The following is a 20121-nucleotide window of genomic DNA, read 5'->3' on the forward strand; positions in this document are numbered from 1 at the left end:
GCTGCTGGCAGCCGTCTCACCCAATCCAGCCCTCGCAGGTCAACGCGACACCGCCGGCTAACTTCGCTGAGACGGGACACATGTGTCCCGCTCGGAGAAATGCCGGTGTGCGCGCCGCGGCGGCGTTCGGCCGCGAGAAACCGCCTGGGCCGAACCGCATACGAAACGCCGCGTGTCCGGTCCGGCCCCGTTCAGTGCCGGTCGATTTCTGAAGGGAACGCATTGACCACGAGCGGCGTACCGGCGGCAGAACCCGATCGCATGTGCCACCACGTCCGTGGGCGCCCCGCACGGCGCCGGTTCCGGGAGCCGCAGAGGCCCGGCCGCCGGCTCCGGCCCGCGGCGGCAACCCCTCTTTCTTTTGTTTGCGCAAAACATTGCTACCATGCCGCCATGGCAGGCAGACGGCCGCGGCAGACGGCCACCATGAGCGATGTGGCACGGCTGGCGGGCGTTTCGGTCTCAACGGTCTCGCATGTGCTGAACAAGACGCGGGCGGTCGCTCCCGACACCGCCCGGCTGGTGCGCGACGCGGTCGCCGCCTGCGGTTATGTGCCGGAGAAGGCCGCCCGGCATCAGCAGGAGGGCCTCGGCACCATCGGCCTGGCGATGTCGGCGATCTCCAACCCCTACTTCGCCGATGTCGTGCACGGTCTCGACCGGCGTGCGTCGCAGGAGGGCTACTCTCTCCTGCTGGCCGAGACGCACGACGACCCCGACGGCGAACTGCGCGCGGTGAGTGAGCTGCTGAGACGCAAGGTGAGTGCCATAGTCCTGGCCCCCTCAGGCAACACAGGGCGGACGTTGAACTACGCGCGGCGAGCCGGAGTCCCCGTGACGGTCCTCGACCGCTTCGTCAGGCATGAGGCCGACCAGATCAGTGTCGAGAACGTCGAGTCAACGGCCCGGCTGGTCGGTCATCTGGCAGAGGCCGGCCACACCCGGATCGCGATGATCTCCGGTCGTCCCGGGCTTGCCACCACGGAAGAGCGCGTCCAGGGCTACCGACTCGGCCTGGAACGCCACGACATCCCCAGGCGGGAGGAGTACCTCGTTTCGGGGGGCTCGCAGGCCGGCCCGGCTCAGCACGCGATCGCCGAGCTGCTGAGCCGGAGCCGGCCGCCCACTGCGGTCGTGGTCGGCAACAATCAGATGACCATCGGCGCCATGCGGGGGCTGCGGGACGTCGGCATGCGGGTTCCCGACGACCTTGCACTGGTCGCATTCGACGACTTCGAGTGGTCGGATCTGTTCCAGCCGCGTCTGACAGCCATTGCCCAGCCCACCCTGATGATCGGTGAGCAGGCTTTCGAGCTCGCGCTGTCGAGGATCGCGGACCCTGGTCTGGCAGCGCGGCGGGTGCTGGTCCAGCCGACGTTCCAGCACCGCGAGTCGTGCGGCTGCTCCGCCGAGTCAGGCTGACCCGGTTCACGGCCGGGCCGTACCCGGCGCGCCCGTCTGCCCTCGAGCGCACCCGCAGTCCCGTGCGCCGGGCGGGTCGTCGCGCCCGGCCGTCACGGCCCGGACACAGCGATTCCCGCCCCTCCGGCCGCCGGGAGGCGGAGGGGCGGGGCGCGCGACGCCGCCTCAGTGCCTGCACGCCCCCGCCCTCTGCGTTGTGGGGCTGCATGAACGCCGCTCGCTCAGAATCCGGTCGGCGGAGTACCCTGTGCGCCGGATTCTCGCGCTGGTCTGCTCATCGACCCCGTCGGTCTTCATCTGCGCGCTGCTCGGGCTGAAGCCGTAGCGGACATAGCGATTCATCAGGCGTTGCCGGCGTTCCGCCGGAGCGGCGTCGAGGAACCACGTCTCCGTGAGCAGATCGCGTACCTGGTTCCACGGCGGTTCATCGGCCAGCAGGAAGTTGCCGTCGACAATCACCACCTGATGATGAGGGGCCACCTCCAGCGACTGGGCGACCGGGTCCTCGATCTCCCGGCTGAAATCGGGCCACCACACCGTGTGGTCGGTCTCTTCTCGGACGCGGCGAAGCATGGCGACGAATCCGTAGGCGTCGAACGTTTCGATGGCTCCCTTGTCCCGCGACATTCCCATTCTGTCGATGACTCGCTGGGCAAGGTGGAATCCGTCCATGGAAACCGCCGTGGCAACACCCGGTCGGATCGCCTCGATTTCCGTCAGAAGCTGTTCGGCAAACGTGGACTTGCCGGCCCCCGGCTCACCGACGATGCCGAGGAGGGCGCGGCGCGGTACCGAAAGGCGCAGTGCGCTTTCGGCAAGGGATCGCAGCGGCGGATCGTGATAGATCGGCTCGATCTCTCCGGGGTTTCCCGAAGCGGCGAGGGCGTCTGTCATGTGTTCTCCCAAGGGACGAAGGCGGAACTGGACACGCGGTCGGGCGCAGGCCGTCTCGCTTGTGCAATACGGCCGTTTGTGCCGAGCCTGAGCGCACCGGTCATGAGGCCCACGGTCTCCGTCATAGAACACCAGACGGGGTCGGGAAGTGCGAGCCACCGCCCGTCCCGTGCGGCGGTGCCGGCAGCCGGCACGAGAGCCCTGAACAAGGCTTCGGGGAGCCCCGGCATGCTGCGGCCGGCGTCACCGGCCACGGCGAGGGCCTCGTCGGCTTGCGCCTCGGCGTCCGGTGCGCGGTCGGCGCACACGTCTTCGCGGGGCGCGGCCCGTCCGACGGTTTTCGTGCCGCTTGGGGCATTGCCCTCCAGGGCGGAGTTCCGCCGGCCGCGCGGCGCGACGGGCCTCTCATCGCCCCGGAGGGGGTGATGCATACTGCGAGTCATGTCGCGCGGCTTCTGACCAGCCGGTCCACGGCGACCGCGACGATGACGAGAATGCCGGTGGCCACCTGCTGGTACAGGCTGTCGATGCCGGCTTGGGTCAGTCCGTTGGCGAGAACGGTGACCACCAGTGCGCCCAGGATGGTGCCCGGGATGCCGCCTCGTCCGCCGAACAGGCTGGTACCGCCGATGACGACGGCCGTGATGCTCTCCAGGTTGCCCAGTTGGAAGGCGTTGGGGTCGGCATTGGGGATGCGTCCCAGCGCCTGCCAGGCGGCGATGGCGTAGACGAAGCCGGCGAGCAGGTACACGCTCAGAATCACGCGCTTGGTGTTGACGCCGCTGAGGCGGGCGGATTCCTCGTCGTCACCGACCGCATAGACGTTGCGCCCCCAGGATGTCTGGGTGAGAGCGAACCACACACCGGCGGTCAGCAGGATCATCACTCCCATGCCGGTGGTGACCTCGATCTGCCCGAACAGGTAGCTGCGCTCCCCGAGCCAGGTGAGCACCGACGACGTGACGGGAAAGCTCTGTCCGCTCGCGTAGAGCTGCGAGGTGGCCGTGAGCACGCTGAGCACGCCGAGAGTGACGATGAACGGCGGCAGTTTGAGCCAGGTGACGAGAGTCCCGGACATCCCTCCGAGGACCGTGCACAGCACGATGCCGACCGCCAGTGCGGCCAGGCCCGGCATCCCGCCTTCCGCAGCAAGTTTGGCGATCACCAGGGTTCCCAGCACCATGATGGCGGCGTTGGCGAGGTCGATGCCTGCCGTGAGGATCACCAGGGTCTGTCCGATGGCCAGGGTGCCCGTGACGAGCACCTGCTGGACGATGAGAGAGCCGTTGTCAACGGTGAAGAAGGTGTCGGTGCTCAGGGCGAAGACGGCGATCGCGACCAGAAGCGCGACCAGAGGGCCCGCGGTGGTGCTGTTGGCGAACCACTTGAGCAGCGCGCGACTGCGCGGCACCGCTTGCTGCTCCTGTGCGACAGTGGTGGTGATCATATGGCTATCCCCAGCAGTTTTGCAGGCCCCAGGCGGTGTCCTTGCTGGGCACGCCGGGCACGGGCTTGTCGGTGATGAGCTGGGAACCGGTGTCGATGAAGCCGGACGGCTTGGCGCCGTTCTCGGCGTACTCGACGACGGCGTCGACTCCCATGTGTGCCATCTTCTTCGGGAACTGCATGACCGTGGCGGCGAACTTGCCGTCCTTGACGTTGCGTACGCCGGTGCACGAACCGTCGATCGATCCGATGACGACACGCTCGGCCGCCGGCTTTCCGGCCAGCGCCTTGGCGGCACCGGCGGCGGCGGGCTCGTTGATCGTGTAGACGGCGTTGACACCGGGGTCGCGCTGAAGCAGGTTCTCCATCGCCGTCTGGGCCTTGGTCTGGTCGCCGTTGGTGACCGCGGTGCCCTTGATCTCCGGCGACTTCTCGGTGAGGCCGAAGCCCTCGAGGAATCCGTTGTGGCGCTGGTCGTCCACGGTGGATCCGGGGGTGCCGTCCAGGAGCAGCACGTTGGGGGTCTGCGAGTCGAGCGCGGCACGGACGTACGTGCCTTGCGTGACGCCGGCGGCCTTGTTGTTCGTGGCGTAGGTGGCGTCGACCGCATCGGCGGGGTCCGTAGCGGTGTCAAGTGCGATCACGAGAATGCCCTTGGCGCGCGCCGCGGCGATGGCTCCCAGCACCCCCTTGGAGCTGCTGGGGGTGATGAGGATGCCCTTGACGTTCTGGGCGACGAGGTTGTTGATGGCGTCGACCTGGCCCTGGTTGTCGCCGTCGAACTTGCCCGCGAGGGCGATCAGCTTCACGCCACGCCTGTCGGCCTCGGCCATGGCGGATTCGCGGAGTTCGACGAAGTAGGGGTTGGTGTTGGTCTTGGTCACCAGCCCGATCGCGACTTCGTCGCCGGCGGTGGAACCGCTGCCGCTCTTCTCGGACGTACAGGCGGCAGTCATCGCCAGACAAGAAGCTGCAAGGACGAGCGCCGTGGATCTGACCTGCACCCTGTTCAAAGACATGAAATACCTCCTGTTTTGGCCATATATGAGGCGAGGCAAAAGCGACAATACCTCTCTGCCGCAATTGCGTACAGCAATTGCGCAAAGCTTTGCGTACCGGTGTGGCCGCACTCCTCACCCACTCGGAAAGCCCTGGCAGGGGCGTCTAGCGGGGGCGCCTTGGAAGGGGAGGGCGACCGCGCCCACGAGCGCTGGGCCGCCGGGGCGGGCTCGCCGCGAATCCCTCCCCGGCGGCTGCCGCGGCGCTGCCCCCACCCCGTGGCGCACAGGTGGAGGACAGCTGTCCTGCCCGATGCCGCTCAGAACGCGAAGTCGTCGATGTTCTCCGGAGTCACGACGGTGGCCGGCCCCAGGACGACCTCGCCCTGGTCGCCGACCGTGAAGGTACCGAGGGAACCGGCGGATATCTTCTGTCCGCGCTTGGCTTCGATCTTGCACTGCGCGAGTGCCTGGGCCGCGTAGTACGACAGGTGGCCGAGGTCGTGCACATTCCACCAGATGTCCTGGACATCGCCGCTGCGGACGTACTTCTTGATCAGCGAGGCGGGGGCCAGCCCGGTCAGCTTCACCCTGCCGAGATCACCGGTCTGGGACAGCGCCTCCGCGGCGGCGGGCAGTCCGATGCCGGCCGGGACGACGATGCCCTTCAGGTCCGGGTAGGCCTGCACGAGCGACTTCGCCTTCTGGGCGTTGACGTCGGCCTTCTCCTGGCCGTAGGCGACCGTGACGAGCTTCATCTCCTTCAGCTTCGGATCGGTGGCCAACCTGGCCTTCATGTCCTTGATCCATGCGTTTTGGTTGACGGCCGTCTCCGTGGACGAGAGCACCGCGAACTCGCCCTGGCCACCCATGAGTTCGGCCATGCTGTCGAGCATCTTCGCTCCGAGCTCGGCGGTCCTGGCCTGGTTGATGAACAGTGACCGCGCGTCGGGGGCGACGTCGGAATCGACGGAGATCACCGTGATCCCTGCCTGCTGCGCCTTCTTCAGCGCTGCTGCCGCGCCGTTGAGGTCGCTGCCGGAGATCACGATGGCGCCGACCTTCTTCGCGATCAGCTGGTTGACGAACGGAATCTGGGCGGCGCCGGTGGCCTCGCTGGGCGCGGTGTAGAGGACGTCCCCGCCTATCTCCTCGGCCGCGGCGTTCGCCCCGTCGCGGATCGTCGTCATGTACGGGTCCGTGCCCAGCTTAGGCAGGTAGCCGACCGTCACGGGCCCGGAGGCACACGCGGCTCCGGCCCGTGTGGCGCCGCCGTCGCCGGCGCAGCCGCTCACCGCGGCGCCCAGCGCCAAGGTCACAGCCAGTGCGATCGATCTCCGACACTTCATTGCGGTTCTCCGTTCCAGGGGTGGCACAGGTACTTCGGGGGATGGATGGGGCCGGTTCGTGCAGGTTGACTACGGGCTCGCCGACTGCGGGACCGCGGTCGCCCGCAACCGGCGGCGGGTCACAGCGGCATGGATCCGGTGGGTCGTGTTCGTGATCAGCAGCGAGAGGATGAGCAGCAGCCCGACTGCCGCGCCCTGGGCATAGCCGCTGACGTTGCCCAGCTGCAGCATGCTGCGCAGGCCGACCACGAGGACGAGCGCCCAGCAGACGCCGGGCATGCGGCCCTTTCCGCCCAGCACGCTGACGCCGCCGAGGAACACGACCGTGATCGCGTCGAGCTCGAAGCCGAGTGCCCCGTCCGGTGCGGCCTGGCTGGTCCGGGCCACAGTGATGACTCCCGCCAGCGCGGCGACGATTCCCGACACGATGAACAGGCCGAACCGGATGCGGTCCGCGCGAACGCCGGAGTACACGGCGATCTGCGGTCCGCCACCGATGGCGTACGTACGGCGTCCCGTTGCGGTGCGGTGCAGGAAGAGCGCGAACAGTGGTGCCAGCACCAGGAACGGCACGATGTCAAAGGGCAGGTAGGTGCCCGGGAGAGTGTCGTTGCCGAAGGTGATGAGCGACAGGGGGATGTCGGTGATCGGTGTCCCGCCGAGCAGTACGTAGCACAGGCCGCGGAACAGCGCGAGCGTGCCCAGGGTGACCACGAGCGAGGGCAGCCCGACGACGGTGACCAGCAGGGCGTTGAGTGCTCCGCACATCGTTCCGGCCAGCATCGCCAGCGTGATGGCGAGGGGCAGCGGGATGCCCGACTGGAGGGCCATGCCCAGCACGACGCCGCTGAGGCCTGCGATGCTGGCCACGGAGATGTCGATCTCCCGGGCGATGATCAGCAGGGCGAGCGGCAGCACGAGCAGTGCCTTGTCCGACATCTGCGAGACCGAGTTCGCGAAGTTGAAGCCGCCCGCGAAACCGGGCAGGAGGAGTGAGGCGGTCAGGAGCAGAACGACCACGAGAGCGGCGAGGATGTAGTCCCAGCTGGTGATCCGGGCGCGCAGGGCGTGCCACATCAGGCAGCCCTCCGGTGCGAGCGGCGGCGGGCGAGCACCGCGTCGAGCGAGACGGCAACGAGGATCACGGCGCCGAACACCGCCTGCAGGTAACGCGAGTCGACCCGCACCAGCGTCAGGATGTTCTCGATCACCAGCAGCGCGAACGTGCCCAGAGCAACCTGCTGCACGCTTCCGTAACCGCCACGCAGCGCGACCCCGCCCACCACGACCGAGGCGATCACGGTCAGTTCCAGGCCGTAGGCCGCCTGCCCGTCCACCGTGCCGTAGTGCGAGGCCCACAGCGCCCCGACCAGGCCGGCCAGCAGTCCCGACACGGCGAACGCACCCAGCACGTGCCGGTCCACCGGGATGCCGATCTGCCGGGCGCCCGCCGGATTCGAGCCCGACGCGTACAGCTCGCGCCCACGCCTGGTGCGCCCCAGCGCGAACCCGGCCGCGACGAAGAGCACCAGACTGACCCAGATCAGCATGGGCACGCCGAGCGGCTTGGCCGCCGTCCACTCCAGCCATGCCGCCGGCACCTCGCCCGCCGCAACCTGCTTGCCCGCGGACATCATCGCGTCGATTCCCCGGAACAGCGCGAGAGTGCCGAGCGTGGCCACGATGGAGGGCACTTGTCCGTAGGACACGATCAGCCCGTTGAACGCGCCGCAGGCAAGCCCGACGGCACACGCCAGGAGCACGGGCACCACGATCGGGAGGCCGGGATGCTCCTTGATCAGCAATGCCGAGGCGAAGGCCGTCAGCCCGATGACCGACGACACCGACAGGTCGATGTTGCGGGTCAGCATGACCAGCAGCTGGCCCAGTGCCACGGTGCCCAGCAGCGACGCACTGACCGCGAGGTCGGTCAGGTTGCCCAGCGACAGGAACTGCGGGTTCAGCAGGCTCAGGGGAAGCGTCAGCGCGAGGAGCGCCATGAGCAGGCCCGTTTCCCTGCGGGAACGGATTCGGGCCAGCACCGATCGCTTGCGCTGCTGTGCCGGGTCCACGGTGGACTCCCCCGGCTCCGGCGCGCCCTTCTCACCGACTCCGGTGGCGGCCAGTCCCACGGCATAGGGCGTCGCCCGCTCCCGGTCGAACTCCGCGACCACCGAACCGTGCCGCATGACCAGGACCCGGTCGGACATCCCGAGCAGCTCGGGCAGGTCGGAGGAGATGAGGATGATCGCCATCCCCTTCTCGGCTAGGGAGTTGATGATCCGGTGGACCTCGGCCTTGGCGCCGATGTCGATGCCCTGGGTCGGCTCGTCCAGGATCAGCAGGCGCGGCTGCACGGCCAGCCACTTCGCGAGCACGATCTTCTGCTGATTGCCGCCCGACAGAGCTCCGACGGGCTGGTCGAAGCCGGCGGAGCGCAGCTTCATCCTCGCCAACGGGCCCGACACCAGCGCCAGTTGCGCATGCCGGAGCACCAGGCCGAACCGGGACGCCTTGTCGATCACGGGCAGCGTGGCGTTCTCCAGTACGGAGAAGTCCTCGATCACGCTCTGCCCGCGGCGGTCCTCCGACACATAGGCGATCCCGCGCGAGAGAGCATCAGCGACCGATCGCAGTGCGACCGGCTCGCCGTCCAGGTGGATGACGCCGGCGTCCTGCCTGTGCACACCGAACAGCACCCGCGCCAGCTCCGTGCGGCCACTGCCCACCAGGCCCGCCAGGCCGACGATCTCACCCGCCCGCACGGAGAGGTCGATCCCGTCGAAGTCCCCCTGCCGGGAGAGCCCGGTGACATGCAGGACGGGCTCACCCAACATCACATCGCGCTCGGGGTAGAGGTCCGTGAGTTCGCGGCCCACCATCAGGGCGACCGCGTCCCGCTGGGTGATGTCAGCGCTCCGCACGGTCTGCAGGAGCCGACCGTCACGCAGGATCGCCAGCCGGTCGCAGATCCGGAAGATCTCTTCCATCCGGTGGCCCACGAACATCATCGCCACGCCGCGCTCCCGGAGGCGGCGGATGACGTTCTCCAGCGTGGCCACCTCTCCGGCGGACAGAGCGGCCGTCGGTTCGTCCAAAATCAGCACGTCGGCGTCGCCCGCGAGCGCCCGAGCAATCTCCACCATCTGTTGTTCAGAAGTGGACAGCGACGACACCGGCAGGCTCGGGTCCCGTTCCAGGCCGAGCATCGAGAGCCAGCGGGCAGCCTCCCTCCGCATCAGTGCGAAGTCCACGGCGCCCGCTCGGGTGAGGGGCAACCGGCCGGCGTAGATGTTCTCCGCGATCGAAAGATCGCCGAACAGCCCAGGGTGCTGGTGCACCACGGCGATCCCGTGACGGCGGGCGTCGGCGGGACTGTGGAACGTCAGGTCGCGGTCGCCCACGCGCACGACGCCCCGATCCGGCCGGTACACGCCGGCCAGGATCTTGACGCAGGTGCTTTTGCCTGCGCCGTTCTCGCCGAGCAGGCCGAGTACCTCGCCGCGGCGCAGGCTCAGGGACACCCCGTCAAGGACCGTGGTCGACCCGAACACCTTCGCCGCGTCGACGAGTTCCGCTGCGACGGCGCCGGTCACGACGTCCGGTTCTGCGGCTTTCGGCGCGCGACTGTGTGTATGGGCAGTTTCCATCGCGGCTCCTGTGAGGTCGGGTTCGTGCACTGCGGGGAGAAGAAGGAACAGCGCGAGGCCAGAGGGCGGCGCCGGCGGACCAGCTCGTGACGCACGCTTGTTAAGCGCTTAGATCAGCTGGGTGGCGGTCACACTAGGGGACGGTTAAGCGCTTAGCAAGAGGCGGGCGAACAAGAATCTAAGCGGTTAACATCGGGGGGCAGACGGCCGTCCCCGAATAGCGAAGGTGGATCCCGTGACGACCATGACAGAGGTTGCGCGCGCCGCGGGCGTGTCCATCGCCACGGTGTCCTACGTGGTCAACGGGACGCGACCGGTGGGCGAGGAGACGCGACGGAAGGTCGAGGAAGCGATCGTCCGCACCGGCTACACCCCCAACACGCTCGCCCGCGCCCTCGCCATGTCGAGGACCAGTTCCATCGGCGTCGTCGTCTCGGCGATCACGAACCCCTTCTTCGCGGGAGTGCTCGCCGGCGTCGACCAGGCCGCGGTCAGCGCCGGACTCACTGTGCTCCTGGCCGACTCGCACGACGAACCCGAGCGCGAGTTCGAGGTGGTCCGCAGCCTGCGCCAGCGGCGCGTCGACGGCATCATCCTGGCCGCCTCCGTCAGCCCTGGACGCACACTGGATCACCTGAGGGCATCAGAGATGCCCACTGTGCTGGTGGACCGCCTCGTCGACGACCGTTTCGACCAGATCGGCCCGGAGAACGAGGAGGCCACTGTCTCCCTGGTCGGACACTTCGCCACTCTCGGCCACAGCCGGATCGCATTGATCAGCGGAAGGGCCGGGCTGGGCACCAGCCGGGAGCGCCTCGCCGGCTACCGGCTGGGCCTGGCGCGCAACGGGCTCGACTACCACCCTTCACTGGTGGCCGAAGGAAACTCCGACATCCCCGGGGGCCATGCTGCGCTGGAGCGCCTGCTCGCCGCCGACGCTCCACCGACCGCTCTGATCGTCGGCAACAACGCCATGGTGATCGGCGCCATGCAGGCGCTCAGGAAGGCCGGGCTGTCCATCCCTGACGACATGGCGCTGGCCTCCTACGACGACCTGCCCGGCGCGGACCTGTTCGACCCGCCGCTGACCGCGTTCGCCCAACCCTGCGACACCCTGGGTGAGCGCGCCGTGCAGCTGCTGCTCGACCGCCTCGCGCATCCTGACGCAAAGCCGCGCGTCGAGCGGCTCGAGCCCCGACTCATGCACCGCCGGTCCTGCGGCTGTCCCCCTCGGCCAGGCACCGATACGCAAGCACCTTCCGTCTCACCTCGCGACGAGGAGCCCTCGCCGTGAACACGCCCTCGGCTCGCCCGCGATTCAGACGGCTCTACCTTCTTGATCGGGTTGATCGAGCCATTCGTAGGGTTGGGTCGCCCAGGGGTGCTGGGTGTGGCTATCAGGCGGCTGCCGTCTCGTGGTTTCCCTGGCTTCGCCGCCCGGCACCCCACGACGACTCGGCCGCCGATTAGGAAGTGCGAACAAGTCGCTGTGTAGAGCAATGCCGGCGAGGTCGTCCGTGGTACGCACAGAACGAACACGTACGTCAGGAGCGCGATGAGCCGGATATGGGCGGGGATCGACAGCGGCAAGGGCCACCATCACGGCCTCGCCCTGGACGAGGACGGCAAGACGCTGCTGTCGCGGCGGGTGGCCAACGACGAGCCCGAGCTGCTGAAACTGATCGGTGACGTCCTGGACCTGGCCGACGGCCGTCAGGTCACCTGGGCCATCGACATGACCGGCGGCGAGCCCGCGCTGCTGCTGACCCTGCTGGTCGGCCACGGCCAGGAGGTCCTCTACATGCCCGGCCGACTGGTGAACCGGGCCTCCGACGGCTACCGCGGCGAGGGCAAGACCGACGCCCGCGACGCCTACGTCATCGCCGACCAGGCCAGGATGCGCCGCGACCTGCGGCCCATCCGCCCCAGCGACGAAGCCGCCATCGAACTCAAGCTGCTGACCGGACGCCGAGCCGACCTGGTCGAGGACCGCACCCGCGCCGTCAACCGCCTCCGCGGCACCCTGCTGAGCATGTTCCCGGCCCTGGAACGGGCCCTGGACATGACCAACACCGGCCCGCTCAGGCCCCTGACGGGCTATCAGACCCCGGCCGCAATCCGGCGCGCAGGCACCGCGCGGCTGACGAAGTGGCTGGCCAACCGCAAGGTCCGCAGCGCGAGAGCCCTGGCCGAAGCGGCGGTCGAGGCCGCCGAGCGCCAGCACACCGCCGTTCCAGGCGAGAAGACCATCGCCAAGCTGGTCCACACCCTCGCCGAGGAGGTGATGGCCCTCAACGAGCAGATCTCCGAGATGGACAAGCTCATCGAGGGCCGGTTTCGCGAGCACGAGCTCGCCGACATCGTCCTGAGCGTCCCGGGCATCGGCACCGTGCTGGGTGCCGAGTTCCTCGCCGCCGTCGGCGGCAGCCTGGACGAGTTCGACTCCCCGGACGCCCTGGCGGCCTTCGCCGGCGTCGCCCCCGCACCTCGCGACTCGGGCAACGTCAGCGGCAACCTCCACCGGCCGCTCGTCTATCACCGAAGACTCCAGCGGGTCTTCTACACCTCGGCGCTGGTCAGCATCCGCTACGACCCGAACTCGCGGAAGTTCTAGGACCGCAAACGCGCCGAGGGGAAGAAACACGTCTAGGCCGTGCTCGCCCTCGCCCGCCGACGCGTCAACGTCATCTGGGCCCTGATCCGTGACCGACGGTGCTACGAAGTGACACCACCGGTCACCACTGCCGCTTGACAACAGCATTAGGAAGCCGGGGCAGCCGCGAAACTCCCGGACGGCCTGCAGACCCTGCCGGCCCGCATATTCCGCGGAGTCAGCGAACTTTCGGGCGGCCCCTGCCCCGCCGTCCGTGGACGCGTCCGCTCCGGCGGGGGACACCGAGGCCGGCCGGCTGGCGGCACACGTCAGAGAGTGCCGCTGGGCACGAGTCCTGTGCCGTACTCGAAGAACTGCGGTGCGGACGCCGACACATCGATCTCGGCGCGGACTTCCGTGCCCCTCGACGAGGATTCGACCGTGCACCTCGTGGCGTACGCGCGAACAATGTGCAGCCCGCGCCCGTGAACCTCATCCTCTTCGTGCCGGTCTTTCGCCGACGGCTCCGGCGGCGTCCATGTACCGCTGTCCTTGACACGGATGATTGCCGTGGCCCCGCTGAGATGCATCGCCAGTTCGACGTCGGCGCTGCCGCTGTGCAGAACTGCGTTCGTCACCAGTTCGGAGACGGCCACACGGAGCGTGTAGACGGCGTCCTCGGGAATCCCCCAATGCTCCGCCGTGTCCTGCGCGAAAGCCCGCAGGGCTGACACGGCCTCGCCGGACGCGGACATGGAACACACCGCGTGAGCTCGTCGGGCGGCACCCGAGTCGCGCCTGCCGGCGTCCATGGGGAGTTCCGCATGGATCTGGCGCAGGGAAGAGGAAGGTGCGTTGCCCAGCGCGTTCGTGTCAGGCGTGCTGCCGTGCTCTGTACGCGAAAACAGGGCGGCAGTCATGACAGGCATGCGATTTCCTGACGTCGAGCCGAAATGCGCGTGATGAGTGCCAGTGGCGGAGCGAGCACCGCATGGCCTGCTGCATGCGGGGTGCCGGCCGTTGACGGGTTGATCCGACTCCGCTTCGTGTGCCCCTGCTGCCCCCTGGCCGGGGGACGCGTGTCCGGGCTGCACAGCCAGGGGGTCACAGGCCGCCGCCAGGCGGTCAGCGGGACTGAAGCTCTTCGTGATCATGGTGGCGACCTCCTCGCTGTCCCATACCGGGCGGCTCAAAAGGGACGCTACAGCGGCCCGCAACACCCGGTAAAGCATTTGCGCAAAGCTTTGTACGCCGACTGTGTGCAGCAGTCCTTCAGCCGGAAAGGATCGAAGGAGGCGAAGCGTCGATCCCCGGGCGTACCACTGCCGGAAGCCCCTCGTGACGGCGAGGCGCCGAAGAAAGGGGGCAAGCACCCGGATCGAACGACTCATTTGCGCAAAATTTGCTAGCATCTTTGCATGGCAGGCAGACGGCCACGGCAGACGGCCACCATGAGCGACGTGGCGGAGCTGGCGGGCGTTTCGGTCTCGACGGTCTCGCACGTGCTGAACAGGACCCGGACGGTAGCTCCCGACACCGCCCGGCTCGTACACGACGCGGTAGCCGCTTGCGGCTACGTCCCGGAGAAGATGGTCCGGCAGCAGCGCGAAGAGTTCGGCACCATCGGGCTGGCCATGTCCGCGATCTCCAATCCCTACTTCGCCGACGTCGTTCACGGCCTGGACCGACGGGCGACCAAGGAAGGTTATTCACTCCTCCTGGCCGAAACACACGATGACGCAGACACCGAGCTGCGCGCTGTCGGCGAACTGCTGAGACGCAAGGTCAGCGCGATCGTTCTCGCCCCGTCGGGCGATGCCGAGCGGACGCTGGGCTATGCGCGGCAGGCCGGCGTGCCCGTAACGGTGCTCGACCGCTTCGTCAGGGAGGAAGTCGACCAGATCGGTGTCGAGAACATCGAGTCCACGGCCCGTCTCGTCGACCACCTCGCAGAGATCGGCCACACCCGTATCGCGATGATCTCCGGCCGCCCCGGGCTGGCCACGACGGAGGAACGCGTCCGCGGCTACAAACGAGGCCTGGAACGCAACGGCATCTCCAGACGGGAGGAGTATCTCCTTTCGGGAGGCTCACAGGCCACACCGGCCCAACAAGCGGTTACCAAACTACTGAGCCTCCCCCAGCCGCCCACAGCAGTCGTCGTGGCCAACAACCAGATGACCATCGGGGCCATGCGAGGGTTGCGCTCCATCGGCGTTCGGGTCCCCGAAGACATCGCGCTGGTCGCCTTCGACGACTTCGAGTGGTCGGACCTCTTCCATCCACGGCTGACAGCCATCGCCCAGCCCACCTTGATGATCGGCGAGCAGGCATTCGAACTCGCGCTGTCCCGGATCTCGCACCCGGACCTGCCGCCACGCCGCGTGCTGATCCAGCCGACGTTCCAGCACCGCGAATCATGCGGGTGCCCACCAGAGGAAGCTGACAAGGCATCGTCCTGAGTGGCGCTCCCCCGGCATGCCGTGCCCCGCCCCGGCAGGCATGTCCACCACGGGACTGCAAAACGTTCGGCCCTGTCTCACATTCGGTGGTGACGGAGCGTGCTGTTATCCGAGGAGGATGCGGTGGCGAAGCAAGGTGGAGCCTGCTCGTCCGTGCATCTGGCGTGCGATCCGTTTGGTCTTGGTGTTGACGCCCTCGGTGGCGCCGTTGCTGTACGGAAGCGTGAGGGCGGCGTTCACGGCGTCGCGGTCCCGCTCCAGGCCCCGGGTGAAGGCGTGCAGATGGGGCAGATCGACTGTGCGGACCTGGGCGATCCAGCGCGAGAGTCCGTCGGCGTTCCCTGTGCGAGGCGTCAGGAGTTCGGCGAAGCCCGCGACAGCGGCGGCCAGTTGGGTCATCTCCGGGCATGCGGCGGTGAGCCGGGCGAGAAGATCGTGATGCTCGGTCTTGAGGTTGTCGGGCCTGGTGAGGATCATCCAGGCGAGCCGGCGCGGGGAGATGTGGCTGCGGTCGGCGTCCGCGCGGCCTTGGTTGATGTACTTGTGCAGCAGGTTCAGGCAGCCAGTGAAGCCGAGAGCTTTGATCTCTTCGAAGAGGTGCTTGACGGGGACGGCGGGGTCCTCGGCCCGGCGTTTGCGCAGGTGCTCGCGGTAGGGGTCGACGAGGCTGGCGCGGTATTTGGGGACGCGGAGCATCCGCTCGGGCCGGTCGGCTCGGGCGTAGCGTTTGACGGTGTTCAGGGCCAGTTGCAGACGCCGGGCGCATTCGAGCAGGCCCACACCCTTCTCGGGCATGCCGTGGACCTGGTGCCAGCGTTCCAGGGTGGTCTGGGCGCGGGCCCGTCGTAGATGGGCGAGTCCAACACGGCGGCCCAGCAGGTGCTGTGCGCCTTGACCTCGCTGAGGGCGGCTTCGCACAGTCTGTGCCACACATGCCACCGGTCCGCGACCTGTACCGCGTCAGGCAGGGCGCGCCGGATCGCCTCAGCATAGGTCGCTGAGCCGTCACGGCACACGATCTCGATGCCCGGGTGCTCGCGTAGCCACGCCTCCAGGGTGTCGGCCGTGCGGCTGGGCAGCACGTCGATCCGCTCATGGGTCTCGGTATCGATGATCACGGTGGCATAGCGGTGACGCCGGCGCAGGGCGAAGTCGTCGACGCCGATCACACGGGGCACCCGCCCGGTGGGCAGCGGGATGCGCAGCAGGGTGCGCAGGGCAGTGTGACGCGACAGGTCCACGGTGAGAATGGCCGGCAGACGTGCCCCCGCCCGGCCCGCTAACTCCTTGACCACGGCATTTACCTGCCTGGTCAGACGAGCGGTGCGCCGCTGGTACTGGTCCAGGACGCCGGGCACCTGTTCGCGGAAGGTGTGGCGGCAGCCACGCGTGGGACACACCAGACGCCGCACCCGCACACGGACCATCACCGTCGTTCATCGACCGGCAGGTCCGCGACTGTCCGCCAGTGATAGCCGTGCACGCGTTCCGACGGGGCCCCGCACACCGGGCAGACCGCAGTGTCCCGCGGAGTACGTGCCCGCACCACGATCCGCTCACCTTCGTCGACCACATCCACGATGGCCAGCGGGGACAGACCCGAAAACACCACATCTGCAAGCTCGTTGACATTCCGCACGTCACGTCAACGACGAACCAGCACGCTCCGTCACCACCGAATGTGAGACAGGGCCGAACGATTTACAGTCCCATCCGGCTGTTCATCGGCGAGACGGAGGACATGATGCAGGTCACTCTCCCCCTGAACGACCACGTCCTGGACACCGCTTCAACGAGCCGCTGACGGCGTACACCCTGAATGCGGCGGGCCTGACGACCTGACGCGCCTGAGCCGCGTCCAGCCCCCGTTCGTGTTCATGGGATTCTCGGCGGCGAGGCCGCACCCCGAGCCGCCACGCCATCGGATGACACGGCTCGGCCAGACGAGTGGCAGCGGCCGCCGCAAGCCGCTGCCGGCGGAACCGGTGTTCCAAGATCAGTGCCGCCGCCCGTCTCCGGCGGCAGCTGCTCTCCACCGCGTCTGTGCCGTGTGATCGGATCGACCACGGCTGTTCGAGGAGTTTCACTTCATGCGTTCACGCATCATCGCCGTCACGGCCGCCGCGCTCGCGGCCACCGCGGCACTCGCGCAACCCGCCCACGCCGCCCCGCTCGTCGACGGGGTCTACCGGTTCGCGGCTCTCACGGACGGCAAGTGTCTGGTCTGGCCCAAGACACACGCGAGTATCGGCGTGGTGTCGCTGGGCGACTGCGCGGAGACTGCGTCCACCTCGGCGAACTGGCAGGTGCTGCGACGCCCCGACGGAATGATGGAAGTCTCCCCGTCGGGCTCGAACCCGCGCACCTGCCTGAAGGTGACGTCGCAGCACAGCGTGTCGGTCACCAGCTGCGGTGACAGGTACGCCGATTGGGCCGTCTCCTACGGCTCCGACGGGCCCGGCAGCGTGGTGTGGGCCGACATCGAGCACACACCCGGCGACTTCTCCCCCTCGTATGGAAAGATCGTGGACGATCCTGGCGTGACCGGTCGGATCGTGGTGAGGCAGGCCCCCGTCGAACCGCACTACTGGGCATTGCAGCTGGCCGGATAGGAGCCGTCGGGCCGATCGCGGTCTCGGATGCCCGATGCCCCTTGGCGTCTGGTGCCGCAGTCGGCGCTGCACCCGGTACACCGCCATGCGGTGGAGCCTCAGGCTGCTGGTCAGCAGATTCCCGTAGAGCATCAGCAGCTTCCACGTCCGGCCAGCACCTGGCAGCCGGAGGACGGCCTCGCAGAGATCCGGCGACTTGGACACCGAGTCCGACCCGAGCGCCGTCCGCTTCCGGGCGGGGCGGCGCTGGTGCCTTCGTGGCCAGCCGCGCCCGGACGGCGGTGAACCTCTCTGTCCGCGCCTTGCCCGATGCTGCCCTCCATGGCCGTCACCGCCCTCGGGGCCCTGCCCCCGTCCGGCGAGGCGGGACCCGCATGCTCCTTGCCCGCCCCGGCACACCGGTGCCGAACCCGGCCCCGGCTGGCACCCCCCAGCGCCTGCTCGACCGCGCCCCCGCCGGCCGCCGCCACCTCCTCCTCCGCGCCTACGCCGAGATCATCGCGATCCTTACAGCGGCCTGTATCCCGAGGACCGCAAGCCGATCCAGGCAACCGGTCACTACCAGCGGGCCATCACCGTCCTGCGCGACCTGAACGGGAGAAACTGATGACCGGGGCCTCCGCGGCCTCTTTCTCATGCTGCGCTTCCAGATCTACCAGGCCGGCGGACAGCAGTCTGGCAGTTCGCCAGCGGGAACCTCGGCCACCACGAGTCCTGTGCGCCGAGGCGACCAGGAGACTTTCCCGGGCTACAGAGCGCGGCAGATCTCGCGAGCCTGGTCCAGATCCTTCTTCACCGCCGCGTCGAAGTCGAATACCTGCGCGTGGCGGTCCTGTGATCGGCGAATGGTCTGTGCGAGCTCCTTGTACTTCGCGTCGCCCGCTGCCGCCGACGCAGAAAGTGCTCCGGCTGCCGCAAAGCGGTTCAAGGCGACCTCGCCGGCAGGGCCCTTGGCCGTGTACTTCTCCGGGGCAAACCCGTCGAGCGCCTCGCAGGCGGCACGCGCATCTGCTGTCGGCGTCCCGCCAGCAACAGGGGAGGCGGAGTCGGCGTTCATCGCCCATGCGGCGCCCATCCCCGCGGCACCGAGCACGAGCCCGGCGATGAGGGAGAGCACCACGGTCCTCGGGCGGGTGCCGGGCTGCTCGTAGGACATCGGGGTGGGTGCGGTGGTGGAAGGTTGTTGTGGCTGCATCTGGCCAAAGTTAGCGTGAAGCGCTCACGTCCCGGCTGGGGGCCCTATGCACAGCTCCAGCGGCTTCCGGCGGCTAGGACGGCTGGGGCCGCGATGTTGAGGGCGACGGCTCGACCAGCTGCTTCCCGCTACCTCGCCGCGATGCGTCCCGATGACTACCCAGCGGCCCGGCCAAGGCACTGCTGGACTGGCTGCGCTTCTGCGCGACCCCGGATGGGGACGTGGCCGCGGTCGTGGGGTGGTGCGTTGAGGAAGTCGGACGGCAACATGAGTCTGTCCGTGCACCGCCTGACGCCGCCGTGCCTAGTGTCCTGCGCCGGAAATGGCGAGACTACTGAGGTTGAACTCGTGGTGTCGTAGGGGCTGACGGCTCGTCGCCTGTGCGGTATCACCGAAGGCATGCGGTATCCACAAGGGGGCGGGCTGACCGCCGAACGGCAGCAGTTCCGCGAGGAGTTACGGCTAAAGGCGGCCGAGAGGTTCGCCCTGGGCGAGGCGAGCTCGGTGATCGCGAAGGACCTGCGGGTCAGCGTCCGTTCGGTGCAGCGATGGCGGCAGATGTGGGACGAGGGCGGTCCCCGGGCTCTGCGGTCGCAGGGGCCGGCGTCGCTGCCGAGGCTGAGTCAGAAGCAGTTCACGCAGCTGGAGGCGGAGCTGGCCAAGGGTCCGGCCGCGCACGGCTGGGAAGACCAACGCTGGACCCTGAGCCGTGTGAAGACGGTGATCGGCCGGCGCTTCCACCTGACCTACACGGTCCAGGGCGTGCGGAAGCTGCTGGTGCGCAATGGCTGGTCCTGCCAGGTGCCTGCCCGTCGGGCCGTGGAGCGGGACGACGATGCGGTCGCGGGGTGGGCCAAGGAGGTGTGGCCCCGCGCGGAAGGTTAGCGGCGGCCCGTGGGGCCTGGCTCGTCTTCGAGGACGAGGCCGGCTTCTCCATGACGCCGCCGCACGCGAAGACTTGGTCTCGGCGCGGCCGGACCCCGGTGGTGCGGGTGCGGGGCCGTTCCCGCAGACGGATATCCATCGCCGCGCTGACCTGCTACAAGCCCGGCCACCGGTCGCGGCTGATCTACCGGCCGCGCAGGGACGACGGTCAGCGCGACGGACGCAAGAGCTTCTCCTGGCGCGATTACCGGGACCTGCTGATCGCCGCCCACCAGCAGCTCGGGGGCCCGATCGTGCTCGTCTGGGACAACCTGAACGTTCACAAGGCCGCCGGGCTGCGGGAGTTCGCCGAAGCCCGGGACTGGCTGACCATCTACTACTTGCCGCCCTACGCACCCGACCTCAACCCCGTCGAAGGGATCTGGTCACTACTGCGGCGGGGCTGGCTCTCCAACGTCGCCTTCAATACCCCCGAACACCTCGTCCAGCGCATCCGACGCGGCCTCCGGCACATCCAGTACCGCAGCCACCTGATAGACGGCTGCCTCGCCGAGACCGGCCTGACCATCAGACCCACCTGAACGACCCAGCGACATCACGAGTTCAACCTCAGTA

The 20121-nt window shown here is 68.4% G+C and carries 14 protein-coding genes and 2 pseudogenes; 7 read left to right on the forward strand and 9 right to left on the reverse strand.

What is annotated here, in order from left to right:
• Window positions 1-393: 393 nt before the first annotated feature.
• The gene (locus FVS66_RS16735; RefSeq protein WP_262386854.1) at window positions 394-1422 is read left to right on the forward strand and encodes a LacI family DNA-binding transcriptional regulator; all 1029 of its coding nucleotides are present in this window, start codon (window positions 394-396) and stop codon (window positions 1420-1422) included.
• A gap of 165 nt (window positions 1423-1587) precedes the next feature.
• Here FVS66_RS16735 and FVS66_RS16740 read toward each other — a convergent pair whose 3' ends face one another.
• The 6 genes from FVS66_RS16740 to FVS66_RS16765 form a co-directional block, all read right to left on the reverse strand.
• Window positions 1588-2316 carry a nucleoside/nucleotide kinase family protein gene (locus tag FVS66_RS16740; RefSeq protein WP_149180190.1) on the reverse strand — a complete coding sequence of 243 codons (729 nt, stop codon included), beginning with the start codon at window positions 2314-2316 and terminating at the stop codon, window positions 1588-1590.
• A 439-nt stretch (window positions 2317-2755) separates the two neighbouring features.
• Window positions 2756-3763 carry an ABC transporter permease gene (locus FVS66_RS16745; protein ID WP_149180191.1) on the reverse strand — a complete coding sequence of 336 codons (1008 nt, stop codon included), beginning with the start codon at window positions 3761-3763 and terminating at the stop codon, window positions 2756-2758.
• 4 nt (window positions 3764-3767) lie between these two features.
• Window positions 3768-4775, reverse strand: coding sequence for a substrate-binding domain-containing protein (locus FVS66_RS16750; RefSeq protein ID WP_399225058.1), 1008 nt, complete (start codon window positions 4773-4775; stop codon window positions 3768-3770).
• A gap of 305 nt (window positions 4776-5080) precedes the next feature.
• Window positions 5081-6079 (reverse strand): substrate-binding domain-containing protein, encoded by a 999-nt coding sequence (locus FVS66_RS16755; RefSeq protein ID WP_187645426.1) that lies wholly within the window; start codon window positions 6077-6079, stop codon window positions 5081-5083.
• A gap of 99 nt (window positions 6080-6178) precedes the next feature.
• The gene (locus tag FVS66_RS16760) at window positions 6179-7186 is read right to left on the reverse strand and encodes an ABC transporter permease (protein WP_149180194.1); all 1008 of its coding nucleotides are present in this window, start codon (window positions 7184-7186) and stop codon (window positions 6179-6181) included.
• Window positions 7186-9759, reverse strand: a complete 2574-nt coding sequence (locus FVS66_RS16765) for an ATP-binding cassette domain-containing protein (protein WP_149180195.1) — start codon at window positions 9757-9759, stop codon at window positions 7186-7188. The genes FVS66_RS16760 and FVS66_RS16765 overlap by 1 nt, the downstream gene beginning before the upstream one ends.
• A gap of 244 nt (window positions 9760-10003) precedes the next feature.
• Here FVS66_RS16765 and FVS66_RS16770 point away from each other — a divergent pair, with 244 nt between their 5' ends.
• Window positions 10004-11053, forward strand: coding sequence for a LacI family DNA-binding transcriptional regulator (locus tag FVS66_RS16770; protein ID WP_316248170.1), 1050 nt, complete (start codon window positions 10004-10006; stop codon window positions 11051-11053).
• Window positions 11054-11314: 261 nt separating this feature from the next.
• Window positions 11315-12511: pseudogene (locus FVS66_RS16775) on the forward strand (IS110 family transposase).
• A gap of 170 nt (window positions 12512-12681) precedes the next feature.
• Here the strand turns inward: FVS66_RS16775 and FVS66_RS35050 are convergent.
• Window positions 12682-13506: an ATP-binding protein gene (locus FVS66_RS35050; protein ID WP_222946908.1), complete on the reverse strand. Its 825-nt coding sequence runs from the start codon at window positions 13504-13506 to the stop codon at window positions 12682-12684.
• 297 nt (window positions 13507-13803) lie between these two features.
• Between FVS66_RS35050 and FVS66_RS16785 the strand changes: the two genes are divergently transcribed.
• A complete protein-coding gene (locus FVS66_RS16785) occupies window positions 13804-14814 on the forward strand; it encodes a LacI family DNA-binding transcriptional regulator (protein WP_149180201.1) in 1011 nt (336 codons plus the stop codon).
• A 105-nt stretch (window positions 14815-14919) separates the two neighbouring features.
• On the opposite strand, the pseudogene FVS66_RS16790 reads toward FVS66_RS16785, so the two are convergent.
• Window positions 14920-16453, reverse strand: a pseudogene (locus tag FVS66_RS16790) (ISL3 family transposase).
• Between the two features lie 451 nt (window positions 16454-16904).
• Here FVS66_RS16790 and FVS66_RS16795 point away from each other — a divergent pair.
• Window positions 16905-17426, forward strand: a complete 522-nt coding sequence (locus FVS66_RS16795; RefSeq protein ID WP_149181989.1) for a hypothetical protein — start codon at window positions 16905-16907, stop codon at window positions 17424-17426.
• Between the two features lie 748 nt (window positions 17427-18174).
• Here FVS66_RS16795 and FVS66_RS16800 read toward each other — a convergent pair.
• Complete coding sequence (locus FVS66_RS16800; protein ID WP_262387038.1) at window positions 18175-18582, reverse strand: hypothetical protein; 408 nt, start codon at window positions 18580-18582, stop codon at window positions 18175-18177.
• 438 nt (window positions 18583-19020) lie between these two features.
• Here FVS66_RS16800 and FVS66_RS16805 point away from each other — a divergent pair, with 438 nt between their 5' ends.
• Both FVS66_RS16805 and FVS66_RS16810 read left to right on the forward strand, forming a co-directional pair.
• Entirely contained in the window at window positions 19021-19506 is a 486-nt protein-coding gene (locus FVS66_RS16805; protein ID WP_149180423.1) for a winged helix-turn-helix domain-containing protein, read from the forward strand.
• 50 nt (window positions 19507-19556) lie between these two features.
• On the forward strand, window positions 19557-20087 hold the full coding sequence (locus tag FVS66_RS16810; protein WP_262386880.1) for a transposase: 531 nt from the start codon (window positions 19557-19559) through the stop codon (window positions 20085-20087).
• The last annotated feature ends 34 nt before the right edge of the window (window positions 20088-20121 follow it).

The organism is Streptomyces sp. TRM49041 (assembly GCF_008271805.1).
Lineage (GTDB): Bacteria > Actinomycetota > Actinomycetes > Streptomycetales > Streptomycetaceae > Streptomyces.

What these genes read in the sequence shown, in the direction of transcription:
- FVS66_RS16795 (WP_149181989.1), top strand. Translation starts at nt 16,905, where the DNA reads ATGCGTTCACGCATCATCGCCGTCACGGCCGCCGCGCTCGCGGCCACC.
- FVS66_RS16740 (WP_149180190.1), bottom strand. Translation starts at nt 2,316, where the DNA reads ATGACAGACGCCCTCGCCGCTTCGGGAAACCCCGGAGAGATCGAGCCG.
- FVS66_RS16735 (WP_262386854.1), top strand. Translation starts at nt 394, where the DNA reads ATGGCAGGCAGACGGCCGCGGCAGACGGCCACCATGAGCGATGTGGCA.
- FVS66_RS16760 (WP_149180194.1), bottom strand. Translation starts at nt 7,186, where the DNA reads ATGTGGCACGCCCTGCGCGCCCGGATCACCAGCTGGGACTACATCCTC.
- FVS66_RS16745 (WP_149180191.1), bottom strand. Translation starts at nt 3,763, where the DNA reads ATGATCACCACCACTGTCGCACAGGAGCAGCAAGCGGTGCCGCGCAGT.
- FVS66_RS16770 (WP_316248170.1), top strand. Translation starts at nt 10,004, where the DNA reads ATGACAGAGGTTGCGCGCGCCGCGGGCGTGTCCATCGCCACGGTGTCC.
- FVS66_RS16800 (WP_262387038.1), bottom strand. Translation starts at nt 18,582, where the DNA reads ATGTCCTACGAGCAGCCCGGCACCCGCCCGAGGACCGTGGTGCTCTCC.
- FVS66_RS16810 (WP_262386880.1), top strand. Translation starts at nt 19,557, where the DNA reads ATGACGCCGCCGCACGCGAAGACTTGGTCTCGGCGCGGCCGGACCCCG.
- FVS66_RS16805 (WP_149180423.1), top strand. Translation starts at nt 19,021, where the DNA reads ATGCGGTATCCACAAGGGGGCGGGCTGACCGCCGAACGGCAGCAGTTC.
- FVS66_RS16785 (WP_149180201.1), top strand. Translation starts at nt 13,804, where the DNA reads ATGAGCGACGTGGCGGAGCTGGCGGGCGTTTCGGTCTCGACGGTCTCG.
- FVS66_RS35050 (WP_222946908.1), bottom strand. Translation starts at nt 13,506, where the DNA reads ATGATCACGAAGAGCTTCAGTCCCGCTGACCGCCTGGCGGCGGCCTGT.
- FVS66_RS16765 (WP_149180195.1), bottom strand. Translation starts at nt 9,759, where the DNA reads ATGGAAACTGCCCATACACACAGTCGCGCGCCGAAAGCCGCAGAACCG.